The following is a 22,248-nucleotide window of genomic DNA, read 5'->3' as shown; positions in this document are numbered from 1 at the left end:
TGCGGCCTTTCAGCTTGCGTTGGCGGGGCGGGTCGATGCGCCCCCGTGATCGATGGCCCATTGGGCATTGGCCTTGATGCCGCCCAGCGGGAAGAAGTGAACCTTCTCGATGTTGAAATCGGGGTTGGCGGCCTTGTGCGCGGCGAGTTCCGTCAGCACCTCGGTCGGCTCGTAGGGCAGCATGAGCTTGGAGACGTCCATCGCGCGCTTTTGCAGCACCTTGAGCGACGGCCCGACGCCGCAGGCGATGGCGAACTTGATGAGCGTCTGCAGCTTGGCCGGCCCGGCGATGCCGATATGCACGGGGATGGTGATTCCGGCCTCGCGCAGGCTGTCGGCCCATTTGATGATCGGTTTCGCATCAAAGGCGAACTGGGTCGCCAGCGCCACCTGCGCGTCGGTCTGCTCGGCGAAATTCTGCTTCCACCGCAGCGCCGCGTCCACATTGCGGGTCGAGCCGTCGGGGTCGATGTCCTTGTTGCCCTCGGGGTGGCCGGCAAAGTGCAGGCGCTTGAACCCGGCCTTGTCGAACAGGCCCGTCTCGACCAGCTGCATCGAGCTGTGGAAGTCGCCCACCGGTTTCGCGACCCCGCCGGCCAGCAGCAGCGCCTGGTCCACGCCCGCCTCGCCCTGATAGCGGGCGATCCAGTCGGCCAGCGTGGCCGCGTCCTTGATGATCCGGGCCGGGAAATGCGGCATGACCCGATAGCCTTCGTCGGCGAGCCGTCTGGCGGTGGCGACCATGTCCTCGATCGGCGTGCCCTCGATATGGGCGATGTAGACCCGCGTGCCCTCGGGCAGCAGGTCGCGGAAGTTTTCCACCTTGGCCGCGGTGCGCGGCATCACCTCGATCGAATAGCCCTTGAGGAACGCCTCGAGCTGCCCGTTGACTGGGGTTTCGCGGGACGTTTCACGCTTTCTGAAGTTCAAAAGAGCCATCGCGGCCTCCCATAGCGCCCTGGGCGTCATGCCCAACCATCGTTCTCGATCAGGGTCCGCAGGCGGTCCCCGTCATACTCGGCCTCCAGACGTGCCGCTTCGGCCTCGGCCACGGCGGCCGGGTCGCCTTCGACCGTGTAGGGCGCGGCCTTGCGCCATTCCGCCAGATAGGCGTCCGTGTCCCGTGCGCCCACCTTCATCGCGGCGCGGTCTATGGCCTGCTCGAACCGTTCCGGCAACGGCTTCTTCGCGCCGCGGCGGCCCTTGCCGACGATGACCTGAGCCGGGATGTCGCGCCAGTAGACGATGGTGACCTCGGGCATGTCTGATTCCTCGTTTCGATGGCCCTGTGTAATCCACCATTTGGGCAGGGCGGCGCCTGTTTTCGACAGAACGCGCGGCGAGAACGACGCCCCTGCCCTGTGTAACCCGCCCGTGCCCGGCGGTTCCAGCCGGGGCGGGCATCGAATTTCTCATGAAAATGATGAATGTCGTCAGGGTTCAGGAAATCCATGCGATGATGCGCCTTGCGGGACGCGGCGCGCGCACCTATTGTCAAGGCAACTTGAAATCGGAGGGCGTGTTGAGATGGCGCCCAGGCGCTCCAAGGGTGCGGGCGCGTTCCCGAAACCGGTCGATACCCCCGCCCCGAATCCGCCCGATCCGGATGCGCTCTATGCCGCGCTGGATCTGGGCACGAACAGTTGTCGCATGCTCATTGCCCAACCCAAGGGCAGTGGGTTTCATGTCGTGGACAGCTTTTCCAAGTCCGTCCAGCTGGGCGCGGGGCTGGAACGCACCGGCCGGCTGTCGCGGGCATCCATGGCGCGCACCATCCAGGCGCTGCGGATCTGCCAGCAGAAGATCAAGCGCAACAAGGTCACGCGGATGCGGCTGGTGGCCACCGAGGCCTGCCGGCGGGCGAAGAACGCCTCCGAGTTCATCCGGCGGATCAAGCGCGAGACCGGGCTGACGCTGGAGATCATCGAACCCGAGGAAGAGGCGCGGCTGGCGGTGATTTCCTGCGCGCCGCTGGTCAGCACCAAGACCGAACAACTTTTGGTTGTGGATATCGGCGGCGGCTCGACCGAGCTGGTCTGGATCGATTTGTCGGCGGTGCCGCGCCGCGACCGGCCGGCCTCGATCATGCGGCTGCACGCGGGGTTCCACCCGTCCGAAAGCCCGTTCCCGGTGGCCAAGGTGGTGGACTGGATCTCGGTTCCGCTGGGGGTGGCGACGTTGCGCGACCAGTTCAACGACGTGCAGGACGATGCGGCACGGTTCGCGCTGATGAGCTGGTATTTCGAGGAGAACCTTTCCGACTTTGCCCCCTATCACGGCGAGCAGGAACGCGAGCGGTTCCAGATCGTCGGCACCTCGGGCACGGTGACCACCGTGGCGGCGTCGCATCTGGGGCTGAAGCGTTATGACCGGACCAAGGTGGACGGGCTGCGGATGACTTCCGACCAGATCGACCGGGTGATCCGGCGCTATCTGCAGCTGGGACCGGCGGGGCGGCGGCGCGATCCGCGGATCGGCGAGGACCGGCACGCGCTGATCATGTCCGGGTCAGCCATCCTGCAGGCGCTTCTGCGGTGCTGGCCGACGGACCGGCTGTCGGTGGCGGACCGGGGGCTACGGGAAGGGTTGCTTTACGCTCAGATGAGCGCGGACGGGGTGCTGGAAGACGGGCCGTTCTGAACGGAGCCGTCGCCATGCGGCACATTTTCGCTGGACCTTTGGTGCGTCCCCGGTCGCGAAGGGCGGGCGGCGAGCCTCAGCGCGCGGCGCGGGCCTCGATCGCCGGGTATCGGACCGCCAGCGTCGCGCCGCGCGCCACGAAGGACACCAACAGCGCCAGCCACAGCCCGTGATTGCCGAAGGCGGGCACGAGGGCGGCGACGGCGGCGGCATAGATCGCCGCACTGACCAGCATCATGTTGCGCATGTCGCGCGCCGCCGTGGCGCCAATGAAGATACCGTCCAGCATCCACGACACCCAGCCCACGAGCGGCGCGGCTACCATCCAGGGCAGGAACAGACGCGCCTCGGCCCGGACATCCGCGGCCCTGGCCATCAGGTCGATGATCGCGCCCCCCGCCAGCGCGAATGCCGACGCCAGCGCGACCGAGCTGAACGCGCCCCATAGGGAGGTCATCACCGCCGCCCGGCGCAGGCGGGCGGGATCGCGCGCGCCCAGCGCCTGGGCCACCATCGCCTCGGCGGCGAAGGCAAAACCGTCGAGCGCATAGGCCGTGATGCCGAGAAACTGCATCAGCACCTGGTTTGCCGCCAGCGTCACGTCGCCGAAGCCTGCGCCGACCAGCATGAAGGAGACGAAGATGGCCTGAAGCAGCAGGGACCGGATCAGGATATCCGAATTGACCGACGCCATGTGGCGCAGCCGGTCGCGGGCGAACAGGCGGCGCGGGTCGCGCCAGCCGGGCCCTGCAAACGCCGCGCGGCAGGCCCAGAGCCCCAGCGCAAGGCCCGACCATTCCGCCGCGAAGGTGGCGATGGCCACACCCCGCACGCCCCAGCCCAGCCCCAGCACGAACCACATATCCAGCAGGATGTTGAGTCCGTTCATCCATAGCTGCAGCAAGAGCACCGCGCGGGTGCGCTCCTGCGCGATCAGCCAGCCGGTGATCCCGTAGAGCGCGATGGCGGCGGGGGCCGACCATATGCGGATGCGCAGATAATCGCGGGCCAGCGCCTCGACCTCGGGGCTGGCCGGCGATACGGCGAAGGCCGCTGCGAAAAGGGGCAGTTGCAGCCCGATCAGAACCGCGCCGGCCACGGTCCCGATCAGCAGCGCGCGCGTCAGCAGCGCGGCGGCCTCGGCCCGGTCCCCGGCCCCGATCGCCTGTCCGGTCAGCCCGGTCGTGCCCATGCGCAGGAACCCGAAGACCCAGTAGATCGCGGTCAGGATCGTCGCGCCCAGCCCCACCGCGCCGATGGGGGCGGCGGTGCCCATCTGGCCGACGACGCCGGTATCGACCGCGCCCAGGATCGGCACCGTCACGTTGGACAGCACGATCGGAATCGCGATGTTCAGAACCCGCCGGTGGGTCAGCGGGGCCGCCGTGCCAGTTGCCGTGTCAGTCACCGTTGCTCACGATCGGCGGCGGCATCAGGAAATGGCCGGTGGCCTGGGCGAAGTGCTTGGCGTGATGATCCTGCCAGGCCTCGACATGGACCGAGGCATAGCGCCGTCCCGACCGGCTGACCCGCGCCCGCGCATAGGCGTCGCGCGGCAGGCCCGACCGCAGGTAGTCCACCGTGAAATCGATGGTGCGCGGCAGCCGCGGCAGCTTGCCCTCGGCCATTTCCTCGGCGTCGATCTCGCCCGATTCGATCAGCGGGAACAGGTTGGTCCAGGCCAGCGTGATGATCGCCGTCACCTCTAGAAACGCCGCCGTCACGCCACCGTGGATCGCCGGCAGGAACGGGTTGCCGATCAGGTCCTCGGAATAGTTCAGCACCGCCGTCAGCTCATCGCCGCGCCGGTCGAACTCGATGCCGAGAAAGCGGATGTAAGGCACCCCATGAACCAGCGCATTCAGCGCCGCATCGCGACGCTGCTTGACCACCTGCATGGGTTCGGGACGTTTGCGGGTCAAAATCCTTTCTCCACGGTAAAGGCGCCGGTCGCGGTGGCGACGGGGCGGTCGGTGTCATCGTCGGTGGCGGTGGCGCGCACGAAGGCCACGTTGCGGGTAATGTGGTGGCAGACCGCGGTGACCACCACCGCCTGACCGGGCGTGGCCGCGCGCATGTAGTCGATGCGCAGATCGATCGTCGCCGTGCCGCCGGGGGCCGAGCGGTGGCTCATCACCGCCGCGCCGCAGCAGGTATCCATCAGCGCCGACACCGCGCCGCCGTGAATGACCCCGGTGTCCGGGTCGCCGATCAGCTTTTCGTCATAGGGCATGCGGATCACGGCCCGCCCTTCTCCGATCTCGGTCAGTTCCATGCCCAGCGCCCGTGCATGCGGGATCGCCTCGATGAATTGCCGCGCCAGTTTCGTCTTGTTCGCCACCGGGGCCGTCTCCTGCCTGTTCGTCGCCGCCTTTATGGGCCGCACCGCGGGCCAAGGGCAAGACCGGCTGTTGCACTTGCAGAAGGCAGCGCATAGTTTGCCCGCGAGGAGATGCCGGAATGTCAGAGACGCGACTTTCGTTCAAGGAGATGTGCGCCAAGTTCGACGTGACGCCGCGCACGTTGCGTTACTACGAGTACATTGAACTGCTCCAGCCCGAGCGCGAAGGCCGGTCGCGTTTCTACGGCCCCCGCGAAGTGGCCCGGATGAAGCTGATCCTGCGCGGGCGAAAGTTCGGCTTTCAGCTCGAAGAAATCCGCCAGTGGCTGCTGATCTACGAAAACGAGGGCACCAAGGCGCAGATGGCCGCTTTTGTCGAGATGGCCGACCGCCAGATGAAGGAACTCGAGACCCAGCGCGCCCAGATCGACGAGGCGATGGACGAGTTGAAGGCACTGCGCGAAGTCGCACTCAAAGGCGCCGAATAGTCCCGAAACGAAACGAAATTGCCCCAGGAGGGGACTTTGCCCCGCGCGGAGCGACGCGCCCGCGGGCAACTTTTTTGCGGCTTCGATACTTGACGCGCAGTGATGTTACGTCACCTTTTTCGTGACGTGACGTCTGGCTTACGTAAACGTCAAAGTGATGTTGTAAACGCGGCGGAACCGCAGCACCTGTAGGCCATGACTCAGGTGAAGAAAGACGCAACCATGACCGAAGAACTGATGACCATCCGCGAGATGTGCGATGCGTTCGGTGTGACCCCGCGCACGCTGCGGTTCTATGAATCCAAGGAGCTTCTTTTCCCGATCCGCGAAGGCCAGAAGCGGCTTTTCACCCGGCGCGACCGGGCGCGGCTGAAACTGATCCTGCGCGGCAAGCGCTTCGGCTTCAGCCTTGAAGAGATCCGCCAGCTTCTGGACCTCTACCATGTGGGCGACCAGCAGCGCACGCAGCTGCAGCGCGCCTATGACGTGGCGCTGGAGCGGCTGGCCGACATGGAACGCCAGCGCGCCGAACTGGACGAGGCGATCGCGGATCTGAAGGAACAGCTCAAATGGGGCGAACAGATGCTCGCCTCGATGGAGGAAACGAAGAAGGCGGCCGAATAGGTCACCCTTGCGACCGCCCGAAACGCAATCCCCGAAACGCAATCAACGTCACGGAGAGACGCCAATGCCCAGCTACACAGCCCCGACCAAGGATCTGCAGTTCGTTCTGCACGAGGTTCTCAAGGTGACCGAGGCCGACATCCCCGGCTATGGGGAACTGGAGCCCGATTTCACCAACGCCATCCTCGAAGAGGCCGGCAAGATCGCATCCGAGGTCATGGCGCCCCTGAACGTGGTCGGCGACCGCGAGGGCTGCCGGCTCGAGAACGGCGTGGTGCGCACGCCGCCGGGGTTCAAGGAGGCGTTCGAACAGATCAAGGAGGGCGGCTGGCCGGGGCTCGACATGCCCGAGGAATATGGCGGGCAGAACATGCCCTATGTGATCGGCACCGCCGTCGGCGAGATGTTCAGTGCCGCGAACCATTCGCTGACCATGTATCAGGGCCTGACCCACGGCGCGGCCTCGACCATCCTGGCGCATGGCACCGAAGAGCAGAAAAACACCTGGCTGCCCAAGATGGTGTCCTGCGAATGGACCGGCACCATGAACCTGACCGAACCCCATTGCGGCACCGACCTCGGCCTCATGCGCACCAAGGCCGAGCCGCAGGCGGATGGCAGCTATCGCATCACCGGGCAGAAGATCTTCATCTCCTCCGGCGAACACGACATGGCCGAGAACATCGTCCATCTCGTTCTGGCCAAGATCCCCGGCGGCCCCGAGGGCATCAAGGGCGTGTCGCTGTTCATCGTGCCCAAGTTCCTCGTCAATCCCGACGGCACGCTGGGCGAACGCAACGGCGTCTCGGTCGGCAAGATCGAGGAAAAGATGGGCATCCACGGCAACTCGACCTGCGTGATGAACTATGACGGCGCGGTGGGTTGGCTGCTGGGCCAGGAACACAAGGGCATGCGGGCGATGTTCACGATGATGAACGAAGCCCGGATCGGCGTCGGCATGCAGGGCCTGAGCCAGGCAGAAGTGGCCTATCAGAACGCGCTGGCCTATGCCCGTGACCGCCTGCAGGGCCGCGCGGTCACGGGGCCCAAGAACCCCGACGGGCCGGCCGATCCGTTGATCGTGCACCCCGACGTGCGACGCATGCTGATGAACCAGAAGAGCTTTACCGAGGGCGCGCGCGCGTTCCTGCTGTGGGGCTCGACGCTCATCGACCGCCACGTTCGCGGCGGAGACGAGGCCGCGAACGGACTGATCTCGCTGCTGACGCCGGTCATCAAGGGCTTTCTCACCGACGAGGGCTTCGACCTGACCGTGCAGGCCCAGCAGATCTATGGCGGGCACGGCTATATCGAGGAATGGGGCATGTCGCAGTTCGTGCGCGACGCCCGGATCGCCATGATCTATGAAGGCGCCAACGGCGTGCAGGCGCTGGACCTGGTGGGCCGCAAGCTGGCCCAGGACGGCGGCAAGCATGTGATGGCCTTCTTTGACCTGGTGAAATCCTTCATCAAGGAAAACGCCGGGCAGGACGAAGCCTATGACCGCGACTTTATCGAGCCGCTCAAGGCGGCGTCCAAGGATCTGCAGGCGGCGGGGATGTATTTCATGGCCGAAGGCATGAAGAACCCCGACAACGCGCTGGCGGGATCCTATGACTTCATGCACATGTTCGGTCATGTCTGCCTGGGGCTGATGTGGGCGCAGATGGCCAAGGCCGCGCGCGCCGCGCTCGAGTGCGGCGCCTCTGACGCGGCGTTCTACGAGACAAAGCTGGCCACCGGGCGCTACTACATGGCACGCCGGCTGCCGGCAACGGCCATGCACCTGGCCCGCATCCAGAGCGGCGCCGACCCGGTGATGGCGCTGGACGCCGACAACTTCTGAGCGGTGAGGGCGGGCCCCGCGCCCGCCCTGCCCGCCATCCCGACCTGCGAGGAGACATGCCCAAACGCTTTCGCCTGACCCGCCGCTTTCCCATCGCCATGACCGAAGACGGCTATCGCCGGCTTCGCCGTTTCGCGCAGGAGGCGGGGCTGGACGAAGGCGAGGCACTGTCCTTTCTGTTCGAACATTTCGACAGCGTCACCGACCACGAAAACCTGACCCACCGCCTGCGGCTGTTCAATTCCGAACTCGAGGACCGCAAGCGCTGAGACGCCCCGGGAGGAGGAGCCCATGTCCGAGATATTCCCCAGAAACTCCGCCTGGATGACCGACGAGCACCGGATGCTCGCCGAGATGACGGCTCAGTTCATCAACACCGAATGGGCACCGCATTTCGAGCGCTGGCGCAAGCAGGGCCAGATGGACCGCGAGATCTGGAACCAGGCGGGCGAGCTGGGCCTGCTGTGCCCGTCGATCCCCGAGGAATACGGCGGCGCCGGCGGCGATTTCGGCCACGAGGCGGTGATCATGATGGAGGCACCGCGCGCCAATATTGCCAGTTGGGGCAACCCGATCCATTCCGGCATCGCGGCGCATTACATCCTGGCCTATGGCACCGAAGAGCAGAAGAGGCGCTGGCTGCCCAAGATGGTTACGGGTGAGATGGTGGCGGCGCTGGCCATGACCGAACCCTCGGGCGGCTCGGACGTGCAGGCGATCAAGACCCGCGCGATCAAGGAAGGCAACGCCTACCGGCTGAGCGGACAGAAAACCTTCATCTCGAACGGCCAGCACGCCGATCTCATCATCGTCGCCGCCAAGACCGACCCCAGCCAAGGCGCCAGGGGCACGACGCTGGTGGTGGTCGAGACGGCCAATGCCGAGGGCTTCTCTCGCGGGCGGAACCTGGAAAAGGTGGGCCTGCACGCGGCGGATACGTCGGAACTGTTCTTCGACAACGTGGAAATCCCGCCCGAGAACATCCTGGGCGGGGTCGAGGGCCAGGGCTTCTACCAGATGATGCAGCAGCTGCCGCAGGAGCGTCTGATCATCGCCTGCGGCGCGGTCGGCGCGATGGAGGGCGCAGTGGAACGCACCATCGACTACTGCAAGGAACGCGAAGCCTTCGGCGGCCCGCTGACGCAGTTCCAGAACACGCGCTTCAAGCTGGCCGAATGCGTGACGCGGACCAAGGTGGCGCGCGCCTTTGTGGACGAATGCATCAGCGAACACCTGCGGGGCGAGCTGTCCGTCGAAAAGGCGGCGATGGCGAAATACTGGACCACCGACACCCAGTGCGAGGTGATCGACGACTGCGTCCAGCTGCATGGCGGCTACGGCTACATGCAGGAATATGCCGTGGCCGAGATGTGGGCCGACGCCCGCGTCCAGCGCATCTACGGCGGCACCAACGAGATCATGAAGGAACTGATTGCGAGGGCGCTGTGACACCGCTGACCTTGGCGCCCGCTTCAGGCTTCGGGAGCCTCCGGCGGGAGTATTTGGAGCAAGATGAAGCAACCTGGCGGGTCACCCTGCCCCGCGTTGCCTCAGGGCTGCGGGACGCGGCGGGACAGGGCTTCACCTTGCGCGGTCATCGGCTCTCCAGCCTGTACCGCGCTCCGACCGTAGATCGTTCAAAGTTAATGTTTGGTAACCGGAACTTCATCTTGCGAGAAATACTCCACGGGGGTGCGGGGGTGTGAAACCCCCGCTCCGACAGAAGCCAAAGGGAGGCAACCCATGACGATCAAGCTCTACTGCTTCGGCGAAAGCGGAAATTCCTACAAGGCGGCATTGGCGTTGCAACTGAGCGGACTGGAATGGGAGCCAGTCTTTGTCGATTTCTTCAACGGCGAAACCCGCAGCCCGGAATACCGTGAGAAGGTCAACGAACTGGGAGAGGCCCCGGTGCTGGTGGACGGCGACTTCCGGATCAGCCAGTCCGGCGCGATTCAGGCCTACGTGACCGAGAAATCCGGCAAGTTCGGCGGCGCCACGCGGGAAGAAAACTACGGGGTTCTGCGCTGGGTTCTGTGGGACAACCACAAGCTCAGCTCGATGGCCGGCATGACCCGGTTCCTGATGAACTTTCTGCCCGAGGACAAGCGCCCCGAGCAGGTAATCGCGTTCAATCAGGGGCGCCTCAAGGCGGCTTACGAAATCCTGAACAGCCATCTCGAGGGCCGCGACTGGATAGTGGGCGACGGCATCACCAACGCCGATCTCAGCTGCTGCGGCTATCTCTACTACCCCGAGCCTTTCGGCTTTGATCGCGCCGAATGGCCCAATATCGACGCCTGGCTGACCCGCATCAGCGAACAGCCCGGCTGGAAACATCCCTATGACCTGATGCCCGGCAATCCGTCGGACCGAACGTAAGGAGAGCATCATGACAGACGCCTATATCTACGACGCGCTGCGCACGCCCCGCGGCAAGGGCCGCAAGGACGGCAGCCTGCACGAGGTGACCGCCGCACGCCTGTCGGCCGTCACACTGAACGCGGTCAAAGAGCGCAACAACCTCGATGGCCACGCGGTCGAGGACGTGGTCTGGGGCAACGTGACCCCGATCGGAGAACAGGGCGCGTGTCTGGCGCGGACGGCCGTTCTGGCCTCGGATCTGGACGAATCCATTCCGGGCCTTTCGATCAACCGCTTCTGCGCCTCGGGGCTGGAGGCGGTGAACCTGGCCGCCAACCAGGTGCGCGGCGGCGCGGGTGACGCCTATATCGCCGGCGGCGTGGAGATGATGAGCCGCGTGCCGATGGGCTCGGATGGGGGGGCGATCGCCGCCGATCCCAGCCTGGCGATCGACAACTATTTCGTGCCCCAGGGGATCGGCGCCGACATCATCGCCACGAAATACGGCATCACCCGGGACGAGGCCGACGCCTTTGCCGTGGAGTCCCAGAAACGCGCCAAGAAGGCCTGGGACGAGGGCCGTTTCGCCAGGTCGATCATCACCGTGCGCGACCAGAACGGCCTGCCGATCCTGGATCATGACGAATACATGCGCCCCGAAACAGACATGCAGACGCTGGGTGCCTTGAACCCGTCCTTCCAGCAGATCGGCGAGGTGATGCCCGGCTTTGACAACGTGGCGATCCTGAAATACCCCGAACTGGAGCGGATCAACCACATCCACCATGCCGGCAACTCCTCGGGCATCGTGGACGGCGCCGCCGCCATGCTGATCGGCAACGAGGAATTCGGCAAGAAATACGGGCTGAAACCCCGCGCCCGCATCCGCGCCACCGCCAAGATCGGCACCGACCCCACCATCATGCTGACCGGTCCCGTGCCGGTGACCGAAAAGATCCTGCGGGAAAACGGCATGGAGATCGGCGATATCGACCTGTTCGAGGTCAACGAGGCCTTCGCCGCCGTCGTGCTGCTGTTCCTCAAGTCCTTCGACGTGGATCCGGCCAAGGTGAACGTGAACGGCGGCGCGATCGCCATGGGCCACCCGCTGGGCGCCACGGGGGCGATGATCATCGGCACCCTGCTGGACGAGCTGGAGCGTCAGGACAAGGAAACCGGCCTGGCAACGCTGTGCATCGGCTCGGGCATGGGCGCGGCCACGATCATCGAGCGCGTCTGATGCCGAAGCTCGACCTGTCGCAGACCCCCTTCCGCACCGGCTCGGGCTATCCGGGCCGGCTGGCGGAGGAGGTCGTCGGCCGCTCGTCGCAGCGGCTGGGCGATGCGGGGGGCCTGACCCAGTTCGGCGCGAACCTCGTCCGGCTGGAGCCCGGCGCGAAAAGTTCACTGCGCCACTGGCACGAGCAGCAGGACGAGTTCGTGATGGTCACTGAAGGCGTCTGCACCCTGATCGACGACGATGGCGAACATCAGATGCACCCCGGCGACTGCGCCGCCTTTCCGGCGGGCGATCCCAACGGGCACCATCTGGTGAACCGGACCGACGCGCCGGCCGCCTTCCTCGTGATCGGCACGCGGACCCCGACCGAGACCGCGCATTACAGCGACATTGACATGAAGGTGGTGCAGGACGCCACCGGATCGAAATTCACCCGCAAGGACGGCAGCCCGCTGACGGCTGACCAGATCGGAGAAACCAAACATGGCTGATTTCACAATGACCAAGGGCGACGACGGCGTCGCCATCATCACCTGGGACGTGCCCGGCAAGTCGATGAACGTGATGCGCTTCGACGGAATGCGCGAACTGAACGCGCTGATCGACGAGGCGCTGGCCGATGACAGCGTGAAGGGCATCGTCATCACCAGCGGCAAAGAGGGCTCCTTTGCCGGCGGCATGGACCTGACCCAGCTCGCCGTGATCCGCGACCAGGCCGGCGACGACCCGGCGGCGGCGCTCTTTGACTTCACGATGCAGGGCCACCAGATGCTGCGCAAGATCGAGCTCGCCGGCATGGACCCCAAGACCAAGAAGGGCGGCAAGCCGATCGCCGCGGCCCTGCCCGGCACCGCCGCCGGCATCGGGCTGGAACTGCCGCTGGCCTGCCACCGCATTTTTGCCGCCAACAACCCCAAGGCGCGAATCGGCCTGCCCGAGATCCTCGTGGGCCTCTTCCCCGGCGGTGGCGGCACCACCCGTCTGGTGCGCAAGCTGGGCGCGATGGCCGCCGCGCCGCTGCTGCTGGAAGGCAAGATGATGACGCCCGAAAAGGCCAAGGCCGCCGGCGTGATCGACGAGGTGGTTGACGATCCCGTGGCCGCCGCCCGCGAATGGGTGCTGAACGCCAAGGATTCCGATCTGGTCAAGCCGTGGGATGCCAAGGGCTACAAGATGCCCGGCGGCGCGCCCTACCACCCGGCGGGCTTCATGACCTTCGTCGGCGCCAACGTCATGGTCAACGGCAAGACCAAGGGCGCCTACCCCGCGCCCAAGGCGCTCTTGAGCGCGGTCTATGAAGGCGCGCTGGTGGATTTCGACACCGCGCTGCGGATCGAGGCGCGCTGGTTCACCAACCTGCTAATGAACCCGTCGTCGTCGGCCATGGTGCGGTCGCTCTTCGTCAACAAAGAGGCGCTGGAGAAAGGCGCCGTCCGTCCCGCAGGCATTCCCGACCAGCGGGTCAAGAAGCTGGGCGTTCTGGGCGCGGGCATGATGGGCGCCGGCATCGCCCTGGTCAGCGCGCAGGCGGGGATCGAGGTTGTCCTGATCGACCGCGACCAGCAAAGCGCCGACCGCGGCAAGGCCTATACCGAGGCTTACCTCGACAAGGGCATGAAGCGCGGCAAGGTCACCGCGGAAAAGAAAGAGGCGATGCTGAACCTCATCACCGCGACCCCGGATCTGGAGCGGCTGGAAGGCTGCGACCTGATCATCGAAGCGGTGTTCGAAGATCCCGCCGTCAAGGCCGACATGACCCGAAAGGTCGAGGCGATCATCCCCGAGGACTGCATCTTTGCCTCCAACACCTCGACCCTGCCGATCACCGAACTGGCCAAGGCATCCAAGCGCCCCGATCAGTTCATCGGCATCCACTTCTTCTCGCCCGTTGAAAAGATGGCGTTGGTCGAGATCATCAAGGGCCGCGAAACCGGCGACCGGGCCGTGGCCAAGGCGCTGGACTATGTCCGCCAGATCCGCAAGACCCCGATCGTGGTGAACGACGCGCGGTTCTTCTACGCCAACCGCTGCATCATCCCGTATATCAACGAGGGGCTGCGAATGGTCACCGAGGGCGTGAAGATGCCGCTCATTGACCACGCCGCCGAGCAGTTGGGATTCCCGGTGGGTCCGATCCAGCTGAACGACGAGACCTCGATCGACCTGGGTGCCAAGATCGCGCGCGCGACCAAGGCGGCGATGGGGGATGCCTATCCCGAAAGCCCCGCCGACGACCTGATCTTCTGGATGGAGGAAATCGGGCGGCTGGGCCGCAAGGCCAAGGCCGGGTTCTTCGAGTATGACGAAAAGGGCAAGCGCTTGGGCTACTGGCACGGGATCGAAGAGAAATACCCGCTGGCCGCAGAACAGCCCAGCCTGCGCGAGGTGCAGGACCGGCTGATGTTCGCGCAGGTGCTGGAAGCGGTGCGCGCGCTCGAGGAAGGCGTGCTGATGGACATCCGCGAAGGCGACGTGGGCGCGATCCTGGGCTGGGGCTTTGCGCCCTGGTCGGGCGGGCCGTTCAGCTGGCTCGACATCGTCGGTGCGGCCTATGCCGCCGAGCGCTGCGACCAGCTCGAGGCGAAATATGGCGAGCGGTTCAAGTGCCCCGCCCTGCTGCGCGAGATGGCGGAGAAGGGCCAGACCTTCTACGGCCGCTTCGGCGAACAGGCCAAGGCCGCCTGACCCGGTCAGGCAGATCCCCGAAACGCAGCGAGGCGCCCCGCGGGGCGCCTCTGTTCGTGTCGTGCCGGTAACGGGCCATCCGGTCAGGCCGGAACCCCGGCCGCCTCGCGGCTGCGTCTGGCCACCTCGGCCAGCTCCTCGGGGTCGCAGACCAGCGCCTTCACGTCGTCGTCCACTATCAGGCAACGCACCAGATAGGTCGCGGGGCGCGCGCCGATGACCTCATAGAGCGGCGCGGCGATCGTCTCGGTGCCGCTGGCCAGAAGGTCGCGCGGGCAAGGGCAATAGGCCAGCAACCCGCCTTCGACATAGATCACCTGGTCTTCGGCAAAAGCCAGCGTGGTGACGCCGATTTCCTCGTCCGGTTCACCGCCATGGATGCCGCGGAACCCGCACAGCGTGTGGGCGGGGATCACCACGAAGGGATCGTCCAGAATGTCCTGAACCGTGTCGCTTTCGACCATGATCCCCTGCTCGGGCATCAGTTGCAGTTCGGCATCGTTGCCCAGCGCATCCTTCGGGATGACCACGGGGCGCAGCGTGCTTCCCTCGGCCAGACGGAAGGTTTCGCGCTGGATGTCGCGGACCGGCTGAAACCCGTTGTCGAAGGTCAGAACCCTGTCGCCCACCCGCAGCGCCGCCGCCCGGCGCCAGCCGTGATCGGTCGCAACGGCCATGTCCGACATGATCCCGGCCCGCCCGGTGATCATCATCCCCTGCATCACGCCTTCGGCATCCTCGATATCCGCCGACGGCTTCTGGCCGATCATTTCCATCCAGCCGAACATGCCCGGACCTCCTGCCTCCTGCAGTATCGGGGCGCGACCGGGCGCCCCTCCTCCAGGCCATTCAACCCGATTCGATGGCCCCCCGAAGGCCGGCAAAAGGGCGAAATTGTGACATAGCCGTGGCGAGACCGCACAATTGATCGCAGCGGGCGCATTTGTGCCAAAACCGGCAACAATCGGCCGGTCCCCGGCCCCGTCGGTCCTGCCCGGCCCACCCCGTTTCCTCAGCCAAAACGATAGCCGAACCGCGCGATGTCCTCGGCGCAGTCCTCGGCCACGATCGCCGCGGTCCGTTCGTCGTAATAGTCGCGCCAGTCCCGCCCCCGGTCGGACGCGTTCGCGCGCCCCAGCGTCAGCGCAAACCCGAGATGCCGGAAGAGCGGCGCGGCGTCTTCGTCGAAATGTTCGATGCGGATGAAGGCCGCACACTGCTCGCGCCCGTCCGACCGGCGCATGTAGGCGCCGGCGGGCATGGCACGAAACGCCGCGCGGATCTGCGGGTGCGACAGGAAGGCGGCGAAATCCAGCGCCTTTGCCAGACCGACCGCCGGGTGGTCAAATTCCTGCCCGCGCAGCCAGTGGTAATAGCTCACCGCCCGGTCCCACGGATTGCGGACCAAGGTAAAGGCGAACAGGCCGTCCAGCACCGCGTCGGGAACCAGCCCTTCGATGTCCGAGAGGGTGGAGTGTTTCCACAGCCGCCCGCGTGCCCGCGCCCCCCGCAGCCGGCGGCGGCGCTTGCGGGACTTGGGGGTGTCGCCCAACATGATGTCGTCCTTCATCGCCCGCGCCTCGAGCGCCAGAGCCAGCGAGGTGCCCCCCGTTTTCGGGATGTGGATGAAGACGTAACCGCGCCCAGGACTGAGGATCATGGGCCGCAGGCTAGCCCAGCGCAGGGCGCGGTTCCAGATGCGCCGCGCCCGCACGGGCGCGGATTTGTCGCGGGATACGATCGGCTCTTTTCAAACAGGTTGGCGCTGCGCAATATGCGCTTCCGTCGCGACACGCACGCAGATGCAAGGGAGGAGAACCAGGGAGGAGAACCAATGGGCTGGATGGCGGACGAAACCGGTCTGGACAAGAACGCGGCCAACTACGTGCCGCTCACGCCCCTGTCGTTTCTGAAACGCGCGGCCTGCGTGTTTCCGAACGACCTTGCCGTGGTCTATGGGGACCACCGCAAGAGCTATTCCGAATATCACGACCGATGCACCCGGCTGGCCTCGGCGCTGGCGGCGATGGGGGTGAAGCCGGGCGAGGTGGTGGCCACCATCCTGCCCAACGTCCCCGCCCAGGCCGAAGCGCATTTCGGCGTGCCCGCCTGCGGGGCGGTGCTGAACACGATCAACATCCGGCTGGACGTGGACACGGTGTCCTACATCTTCGGCCATGGCGAGGCCAGGGTGGCGCTGGTCGATACCCAGTTCCTCGGCCTTGCCGAGGCGGCGATCGAGGCGATGGAGGGCGACGGCCCGCACATCATCGAGGTGCCCGATCCGGCGCACGGCTACCCCGCCAGCGGGAAATATCCCACCTACGAAGACGTGCTGGCACAGGCGGACCCGGATTTCGACTGGATCATGCCGCAGGACGAATGGGAAAGCCTTGCGCTGAACTATACCTCCGGCACGACGGGCCGGCCCAAGGGCGTGGTTTATCACCATCGCGGGGCGTATCTGTTGTGCTTTGGCACCGTGGTCAGCTGGCGCATGACGCTACGGCCGGTCTATCTGACCATCGTGCCGCTGTTTCACTGCAACGGCTGGAACCACACCTGGCTGATGCCGATGATGGGCGGCACGCTGGTCTGCCTGCGCGACATCACCGCCAAGGGCATCTATGACGCCATCGCCGACGAAGGCGTGACCCATTTCGGCGGCGCGCCGATCGTGCTGAACATGATCGTCAACGCCCGCGACGACGAACGCCGCCCCTTCGACCATGTGGTCGAGGTCTTCACCGCCGGCGCCCCGCCGCCCGCCGCGACGCTCGCCGCGATCGAGCCCCTGGGCTTCAACGTCACACAGGTCTATGGCCTGACCGAAACCTTCGGCCATGTCACCGAATGCCTCTGGCGGCCGGAATGGGACGACCTGCCCGACGAGGAACGCTATGCCATCAAGGCCCGCACCGGGGTTCTCATGCCGATGATGGAACATATCACGGTGATGGACGAGAACATGAACGAGGTGCCCTGGGACGGCCACACCACCGGCGAGATCATGATCCGCGGCAATTCGGTGATGAAGGGTTACCTCAAGAACCCCGAGGCCACGGCCGAGGCCTTTGCGGGGGGCTATTTCCATTCCGGCGACGTCGCTTTCATGCACGAGGACGGCTATATCAAGATCACCGACCGGGCCAAGGACGTGATCATTTCGGGCGGCGAGAACATCAGTTCGGTCGAGGTCGAGGGCGTGCTGATGAAGCACCCGGCCGTTCTGCTCTGCGCGGTGGTGGCGAAACCGGACGAGAAATGGGGCGAGGTGCCCTGCGCCTTTGTCGAGCTGAAGGAGGGCCAAAGCGTCAGCGAAGAGGAGCTGATCGCCTTTTCCCGCCAAACGCTCGCCGGGTTCAAGGCGCCCAAGAAAGTGGTGTTCCGCGAATTGCCCAAGACCTCGACCGGCAAGATCCAGAAATTCCGGCTGCGCGAAGTCGCCAAGTCCTTGTGACGCAAGGGCACTGCCGGCTTTTTTTCGACACCCTCTTGCCAGGCGCAATCATATTCCCATATTGGAATGCGATTGCGCCGACGAGGGCGCGCAACATGCGAGAGGATGTTTCGATGACCGTCAACCAAGCCGTCACCGCCTTTGCGGGATTCATGGTTCTTCTGTCCGTGGTTCTGACCGTCTATGTGTCGCCGCTGTTCGTGTGGCTGACCGTGTTCGTCGGCGCCAACCTGTTCCAGTCGGCCTTTACCGGGTTCTGCCCGGCGGCCAGCTTCTTCCGGATGCTGGGGTTCAAGTCCGCCTGATACCGTCTCCTCCTCCCCTATCGCGGCACCGACGCCCGCGGCCGAACCGTTTGCCGCCGGCGCCGGTGCCGTGCTAGTTTGCCGGCAAGACAGGCAGAACCTTTTCCGGCAGACTCAATGACCGCGCTGACCAGGTATCAACGCATCGAAGCGTCCGGTTTGTGGCGCCCCACACCCGAGGACCAGCGGCGCGAGGTCATCGTTTCCATCGGCGACGCGACGCTCACCATTTCCGACATGAACGACCGGGCGCTGAGTCACTGGTCGCTGGCCGCGATTCAGCGGGCCAATCCTGACGAATTGCCGGCGATCTTTCACCCCGACGGCGATCCGGGCGAGACGCTCGAATTGGACGAGCGCGAGTCGGAGATGATCGAAGCGATCGAGTATCTCCGTCACGCGGTCGAGCGCACGCGGCCACATCCGGGCCGGCTGCGCGGGGGGCTGGTGCTGCTGGTCATGGCGGTTTTCATCGCGCTGATGGTGTTCTGGTTGCCCGGCGCGATGCGGCGCCATGCGGTCAATGTGGTGCCGCAGATCCAGCGCCAGGAGATCGGCCAGGCGATTCTCTCCCGGATCGGCCGTGTTGCCGGTCCGCCCTGCCGCACCCCCGAATCGGAGGCCGTGCTGGACCGGCTGGCCCGACGCATCGGCGTAGCGCGACTGGTGGTGCTGCGGGACGGCGTCGCTGACAGCCTGCTGTTGCCCGGTGGAATTGCCGTGGTGAACCGCAAGCTGGTCGAGGATTACGAGGATCCTTCGGTCATGGCGGGATATGTCCTGGTCGAGCGCGCCCGGGCCGGGCTGCAGGATCCGCTGGACGCGATGCTGAAGAACCTGGGGATTGGCGCCACAGTGCGGTTGCTGACCACGGGCGCGCTGTCCCCGGAGATGCTGGTTTCCCATGCCGAAGACCTGCTGGCCCGCCCCCGCCCCGCGCCGCCGCCTGAGGAGGCGGTTCTGGCGATGTTCGCACGGATGGAAGTGTCATCCCGGCCCTATGCCTATGCCGTGGACAGGACCGGCGAGACCGTCCTGGGGCTGATCGAGGCCGACCCGATGGCGGGCCGGGACCTGGAGCCGTTGTTGCCGGACCGGGACTGGGTCTTGTTGCAGAACATCTGCGCCGGATAGCAGGGGGCGAAGCCTGTCAAACGAACCGGGCGGTGATCCGGCGGTTTTCGGATTGGCTGCGCCAATCCGACCGGCCGGGGGCTCTGCCCCCGGACCCCCGGAGTATTTTCGGCAAGATGAAGAAGCGCCCGCGGGTCTGTCGGATGGCGCGGATTGCGTGGGAGCGGGCAATAGATCCAGACCCGCGCGGCAAGCGCAGGCGGCTCAGCGTCCGCCACCCTCCCCGGCCGGGCCTTTCGCGGATGGCGAGGCCGGGGCCGACCGGGTGGAAATCCGGAAACGCAGAGGTGGTTCGGCTTCGGCCGGTGAAACCAGCACGCTGTCGGGCAGTGTAACGGCATGTGCCTTGATCGGCTTGCGGATCAGCCGCCGTGGCACCGTGCGGGTCCAGATCAGATCGGTCTGCGCATCGCCCTGCGCCGCACCCTTGCCGCGGCGCGTGTTGTAGCGGTCGTCCCCGCGATCCACGCGCCGGAATCCCCGTGGTATGACGGCGGATGCGGAGATCCGGCTGGGGCGCGCGGTGCGCTCGGCCCGGTGCGGGTTCAAACGGCCATCCTTCCAGACCGGGCGATAGCCCTTGGGCACCGAAACATTGGTCGTGTTCTGGCGGTTCTCGTAGACGTGGCGGGGAATGATCCTCGTGTCGGGCGCCAGAGCGACCGCGCCCCGGCGCGTTGCGGCCTGCGACGGGACCGGGGGCACCTGTTGCGGACCACAGCGGGCGCCTTCGTTGATGAACTGCTGGCTGAAGGGCGAGGCGTTCGGGCACACCACCTTGGGCGGTGTGGCCGTTCGGGACCTGCGGGGAGCGATGACCGGAGCGGTCTTGTTCGGCTGCGGATTCTCCCACACTGTCGGCTCGGGCGCCGGCGAGGGCACGCGGCGGGGTGTCGCGGGCGCCTTCGCGACCTTGACCGCGGCTCGCCCCCTGGGCGGCGTCCGGGCCGGGCCATCATCCTTGGGGGAATTGACGAACACCGTCGGTGCCGGCGCGGGCGAAGGCACGCGCGGCCGGGTCCGGGCTGCGGGCTTGTCCGCAGACGCCCGAGCGACCGACGACGCCTGTCCCGGTTTGGCCGCCGGAGCGTCTGCAACGACGGTGGGCGCGGGCGCTGCTGCCGGCTTTGCGTCCACCCGATCGGCCGGCGCCAGGGTGATGAGCGTGGACGGCCTGGTCGCTCGGGGCACAGGTGGCGCGCTGGTGGCACCGGCGACCTGCGTCGGCTTGTATCCGCACAGCTGCTTGCGGTCGCGGGTCACGCGGGGCACCCAGGTGACGTTGCCGTTGACGCCCGCACGGATGTAGATGCAGCCGCGGCTGTCCACATATTGCTTGCCCTTGAAGGACGCCGGCGGAAATTCGGCGGGCGGCCGCGCCTCGCGCAGGGTCTGGGCGTTTGACGAGGCCATCGCGATGGACCCCAACATGATGGCCAGCGCAACAATCCTCGTAGGTCTCATCAACATCCCCCACAACATTTTGTGGCAGGATGCCGCGATTCACCCTTCGAGTCCAGCGCGCAGTTCGTCAGAGCGTCCCGAAGATCCGGTCACCCGCATCGCCCAGCCCGGGCAGGATATAGCCCTTGTCGTTCAACTGCCGATCAATCGAAGCCGTAACGATTTCCACGTCCGGGTGCGCCTTGTACATCGTGTCCACGCCTTCGGGCGCGGCCAGAAGGCAGAGGAACCGGATCTGCCGCGCGCCGGCCTCTTTCAGCATGTCCACGGCGGCAACCGAGGAATTGCCGGTGGCCAGCATCGGATCGACCATGATCACCAGCCGCTCGTCCAGCCGGTTGGGCACCTTGAAGTAGTATTTCACGGGCTTCAGCGTCTCTTCGTCCCGGTAGAGCCCGACGAAGCCCACACGCGCCTGCGGCAGCACCTCCAGCGCGCCGTCCAGCATCCCGTTGCCTGCCCGCAGGATCGAGATCACCGCCGGGTTGGGGCCGGCCAGAACGGGCGCCTCCATCGGCTCGAGCATGGTTTCGATATGCGCGGTGGTCAGCGGCATGTCGCGCGTGATTTCGTAGGTCAGCAACAGCGTGATTTCGCGCAAGAGCTGGCGAAACAGCGCCGACGGCGTTTCCTTCTGACGCATCAGCGTCAGCTTGTGCTGGACCAGAGGATGATCGACGACGGTGACGTTTCCAGACATGGGGGCCTCGTGACTTGTGCTGCCCCTTCATGGATCACCGGGGCTGCATCTGCAAGAACGGTCTGACGGTTTTCGGCCCCACGACACCGGCCGCGGCGCGCAATCGGCGGGCGGAAGGTCAGGCCGTGGTGCGGGTGGTGGGAGTCGAACCCACACTCCTTTCGGAAAGGGTGTTTGAGACCCTCGCGTCTACCATTCCGCCACACCCGCACGGTATCGCCCCTCTGGGCCGCATCGGAACGGACACTAACCGATTAGCGCCCCCTCGCGCCGAGGTCCAGAGGCAAAACGGCACCGCCGGGCAAAGCGCGGTTGACCTGCCCGCCCTCGCGTGGTTTGCCCTCATTGCCGCGCCGGGGCGGCCACGGACAGCATCGCATGATAAGACGTCTCTACGACACCACCATGGCCTATGCCGACCACCCCAACGCAATGTGGGTGCTGTTCGTCGTGGCCTTTGTCGAAAGCTCGTTCTTTCCGATTCCGCCCGACACGCTGATGATCCCGATGATTCTGGCCCATCCCAAAAACGCCTGGCGCGTGGCCACCGTAGCGCTGGCGGGTTCGGTCCTTGGGGGCATGCTGGGCTATGCCATCGGATATTTCGCCTATGAAAGCATCGGCGCCCCGATCCTGACCGCGATGGGCAAGGCCGACGCAATGGCGGAGTTCAACCAGCGGTTCAACGATTTCGGATTCTGGGCGGTGCTGACCGCGGGAGTGACGCCGTTTCCCTACAAGGTCATCACCATCATGTCCGGCTGGACCGCGATGCCGCTGCCGACCTTCGTCGCCACTTCGATTCTCGCCCGTGCGCTGCGGTTCTTCGTGGTGGCCGCGCTGCTGCGCATTTTCGGCGCGCCGATCCGGGATTTCATCGAACACCGGCTGGGCCTTGTGTTCACCGTCTTCATCGTGCTGCTGATCGGCAGCTTCTTTCTGGTCAAATACCTGTGA

23 protein-coding genes and 1 tRNA gene are annotated in these 22,248 nt (G+C 65.8%); 14 read left to right on the top strand and 10 right to left on the bottom strand.

Translation table 11 applies throughout. The annotated features are described in order from the left end of the window. Nucleotides 1–9 precede the first annotated feature (9 nt). Nucleotides 10–939, bottom strand: a complete 930-nt coding sequence (locus C4S70_RS00310) for a methylenetetrahydrofolate reductase (protein ID WP_104006117.1) — start codon at nt 937–939, stop codon at nt 10–12. Nucleotides 940–965: 26 nt separating this feature from the next. Next, complete coding sequence (locus tag C4S70_RS00305) at nt 966–1,262, bottom strand: virulence factor (RefSeq protein WP_104006116.1); 297 nt, start codon at nt 1,260–1,262, stop codon at nt 966–968. Between the two features lie 265 nt (nt 1,263–1,527). Here C4S70_RS00305 and C4S70_RS00300 point away from each other — a divergent pair, with 265 nt between their 5' ends. Further along, nucleotides 1,528–2,640, top strand: coding sequence for a Ppx/GppA phosphatase family protein (locus C4S70_RS00300; RefSeq protein ID WP_104006115.1), 1,113 nt, complete (start codon nt 1,528–1,530; stop codon nt 2,638–2,640). A gap of 76 nt (nt 2,641–2,716) precedes the next feature. Here the strand turns inward: C4S70_RS00300 and C4S70_RS00295 are convergent, their stop codons facing one another. Genes C4S70_RS00295 through C4S70_RS00285 form a run of 3 tightly spaced genes read right to left on the bottom strand, consistent with a single transcriptional unit; the run spans nt 2,717 to nt 4,981 of the window. Beyond that, nucleotides 2,717–4,048, bottom strand: coding sequence for an MATE family efflux transporter (locus C4S70_RS00295; RefSeq protein WP_104006114.1), 1,332 nt, complete (start codon nt 4,046–4,048; stop codon nt 2,717–2,719). Beyond that, nucleotides 4,041–4,562, bottom strand: coding sequence for a PaaI family thioesterase (locus C4S70_RS00290; RefSeq protein WP_104006113.1), 522 nt, complete (start codon nt 4,560–4,562; stop codon nt 4,041–4,043). The genes C4S70_RS00295 and C4S70_RS00290 overlap by 8 nt, the downstream gene beginning before the upstream one ends. After that, nucleotides 4,559–4,981, bottom strand: a complete 423-nt coding sequence (locus tag C4S70_RS00285) for a PaaI family thioesterase (RefSeq protein ID WP_104006635.1) — start codon at nt 4,979–4,981, stop codon at nt 4,559–4,561. The genes C4S70_RS00290 and C4S70_RS00285 overlap by 4 nt, the downstream gene beginning before the upstream one ends. 119 nt (nt 4,982–5,100) lie before the next feature. Between C4S70_RS00285 and C4S70_RS00280 the strand changes: the two genes are divergently transcribed. The 9 genes from C4S70_RS00280 (at nt 5,101) to C4S70_RS00240 (ending at nt 14,228) form a co-directional block, all read left to right on the top strand. Further along, nucleotides 5,101–5,469, top strand: coding sequence for a MerR family transcriptional regulator (locus C4S70_RS00280; protein WP_104006112.1), 369 nt, complete (start codon nt 5,101–5,103; stop codon nt 5,467–5,469). Between the two features lie 222 nt (nt 5,470–5,691). Next, a complete protein-coding gene (locus tag C4S70_RS00275) occupies nt 5,692–6,093 on the top strand; it encodes a MerR family transcriptional regulator (protein ID WP_104006634.1) in 402 nt (133 codons plus the stop codon). Between the two features lie 64 nt (nt 6,094–6,157). Continuing rightward, nucleotides 6,158–7,939: an acyl-CoA dehydrogenase C-terminal domain-containing protein gene (locus C4S70_RS00270; protein WP_104006111.1), complete on the top strand. Its 1,782-nt coding sequence runs from the start codon at nt 6,158–6,160 to the stop codon at nt 7,937–7,939. A gap of 56 nt (nt 7,940–7,995) precedes the next feature. After that, nucleotides 7,996–8,208: a hypothetical protein gene (locus tag C4S70_RS00265; RefSeq protein WP_104006110.1), complete on the top strand. Its 213-nt coding sequence runs from the start codon at nt 7,996–7,998 to the stop codon at nt 8,206–8,208. A gap of 22 nt (nt 8,209–8,230) precedes the next feature. Then, complete coding sequence (locus C4S70_RS00260) at nt 8,231–9,388, top strand: acyl-CoA dehydrogenase family protein (RefSeq protein ID WP_104006109.1); 1,158 nt, start codon at nt 8,231–8,233, stop codon at nt 9,386–9,388. A gap of 294 nt (nt 9,389–9,682) precedes the next feature. Then, nucleotides 9,683–10,321, top strand: coding sequence for a glutathione S-transferase family protein (locus C4S70_RS00255; RefSeq protein ID WP_104006108.1), 639 nt, complete (start codon nt 9,683–9,685; stop codon nt 10,319–10,321). Between the two features lie 10 nt (nt 10,322–10,331). Next, complete coding sequence (locus C4S70_RS00250) at nt 10,332–11,543, top strand: acetyl-CoA C-acetyltransferase (protein WP_104006107.1); 1,212 nt, start codon at nt 10,332–10,334, stop codon at nt 11,541–11,543. Continuing rightward, the gene (locus tag C4S70_RS00245) at nt 11,543–12,034 is read left to right on the top strand and encodes a cupin domain-containing protein (protein ID WP_104006106.1); all 492 of its coding nucleotides are present in this window, start codon (nt 11,543–11,545) and stop codon (nt 12,032–12,034) included. Before C4S70_RS00250 ends, C4S70_RS00245 begins: the two co-directional genes overlap by 1 nt. Then, nucleotides 12,027–14,228: a 3-hydroxyacyl-CoA dehydrogenase NAD-binding domain-containing protein gene (locus C4S70_RS00240; RefSeq protein ID WP_104006105.1), complete on the top strand. Its 2,202-nt coding sequence runs from the start codon at nt 12,027–12,029 to the stop codon at nt 14,226–14,228. The genes C4S70_RS00245 and C4S70_RS00240 overlap by 8 nt, the downstream gene beginning before the upstream one ends. Nucleotides 14,229–14,311: 83 nt before the next feature. On the opposite strand, the gene C4S70_RS00235 is transcribed toward C4S70_RS00240, so the two are convergent. Together C4S70_RS00235 and C4S70_RS00230 are read right to left on the bottom strand one after the other, a co-directional pair. Beyond that, on the bottom strand, nt 14,312–15,016 hold the full coding sequence (locus C4S70_RS00235; protein WP_104006104.1) for a Hint domain-containing protein: 705 nt from the start codon (nt 15,014–15,016) through the stop codon (nt 14,312–14,314). A gap of 224 nt (nt 15,017–15,240) precedes the next feature. After that, nucleotides 15,241–15,888 (bottom strand): sulfotransferase family 2 domain-containing protein, encoded by a 648-nt coding sequence (locus tag C4S70_RS00230; RefSeq protein ID WP_104006633.1) that lies wholly within the window; start codon nt 15,886–15,888, stop codon nt 15,241–15,243. Nucleotides 15,889–16,062: 174 nt separating this feature from the next. On the opposite strand from C4S70_RS00230, the gene C4S70_RS00225 reads away from it, so the two are divergent. The 3 genes from C4S70_RS00225 to C4S70_RS00215 all read left to right on the top strand — a co-directional run bounded on the left by C4S70_RS00225 (nt 16,063) and on the right by C4S70_RS00215 (nt 19,127). Continuing rightward, nucleotides 16,063–17,688, top strand: coding sequence for a long-chain-fatty-acid--CoA ligase (locus C4S70_RS00225; RefSeq protein ID WP_104006103.1), 1,626 nt, complete (start codon nt 16,063–16,065; stop codon nt 17,686–17,688). A 113-nt stretch (nt 17,689–17,801) separates the two neighbouring features. After that, entirely contained in the window at nt 17,802–17,993 is a 192-nt protein-coding gene (locus C4S70_RS00220) for a YgaP family membrane protein (RefSeq protein WP_104006632.1), read from the top strand. A gap of 117 nt (nt 17,994–18,110) precedes the next feature. Then, nucleotides 18,111–19,127, top strand: coding sequence for a hypothetical protein (locus C4S70_RS00215; protein ID WP_104006102.1), 1,017 nt, complete (start codon nt 18,111–18,113; stop codon nt 19,125–19,127). Between the two features lie 204 nt (nt 19,128–19,331). Here C4S70_RS00215 and C4S70_RS00210 read toward each other — a convergent pair whose 3' ends face one another. From C4S70_RS00210 to C4S70_RS00200, 3 genes are all read right to left on the bottom strand, one after another. Then, nucleotides 19,332–20,591, bottom strand: a complete 1,260-nt coding sequence (locus C4S70_RS00210) for an SPOR domain-containing protein (RefSeq protein WP_146064158.1) — start codon at nt 20,589–20,591, stop codon at nt 19,332–19,334. 67 nt (nt 20,592–20,658) lie between these two features. Beyond that, nucleotides 20,659–21,291, bottom strand: coding sequence for a uracil phosphoribosyltransferase (gene upp / locus C4S70_RS00205; RefSeq protein WP_104006100.1), 633 nt, complete (start codon nt 21,289–21,291; stop codon nt 20,659–20,661). Nucleotides 21,292–21,417: 126 nt separating this feature from the next. After that, nucleotides 21,418–21,501 (bottom strand) — tRNA-Leu (locus C4S70_RS00200). Nucleotides 21,502–21,669: 168 nt separating this feature from the next. Here C4S70_RS00200 and C4S70_RS00195 point away from each other — a divergent pair. After that, complete coding sequence (locus C4S70_RS00195) at nt 21,670–22,248, top strand: YqaA family protein (protein WP_104006099.1); 579 nt, start codon at nt 21,670–21,672, stop codon at nt 22,246–22,248.

Origin of the sequence: Jhaorihella thermophila, assembly GCF_900108275.1 — a bacterium.
Lineage (GTDB): Bacteria > Pseudomonadota > Alphaproteobacteria > Rhodobacterales > Rhodobacteraceae > Jhaorihella > Jhaorihella thermophila.
This window is presented reverse-complemented; position numbering and strand designations above follow the sequence as displayed.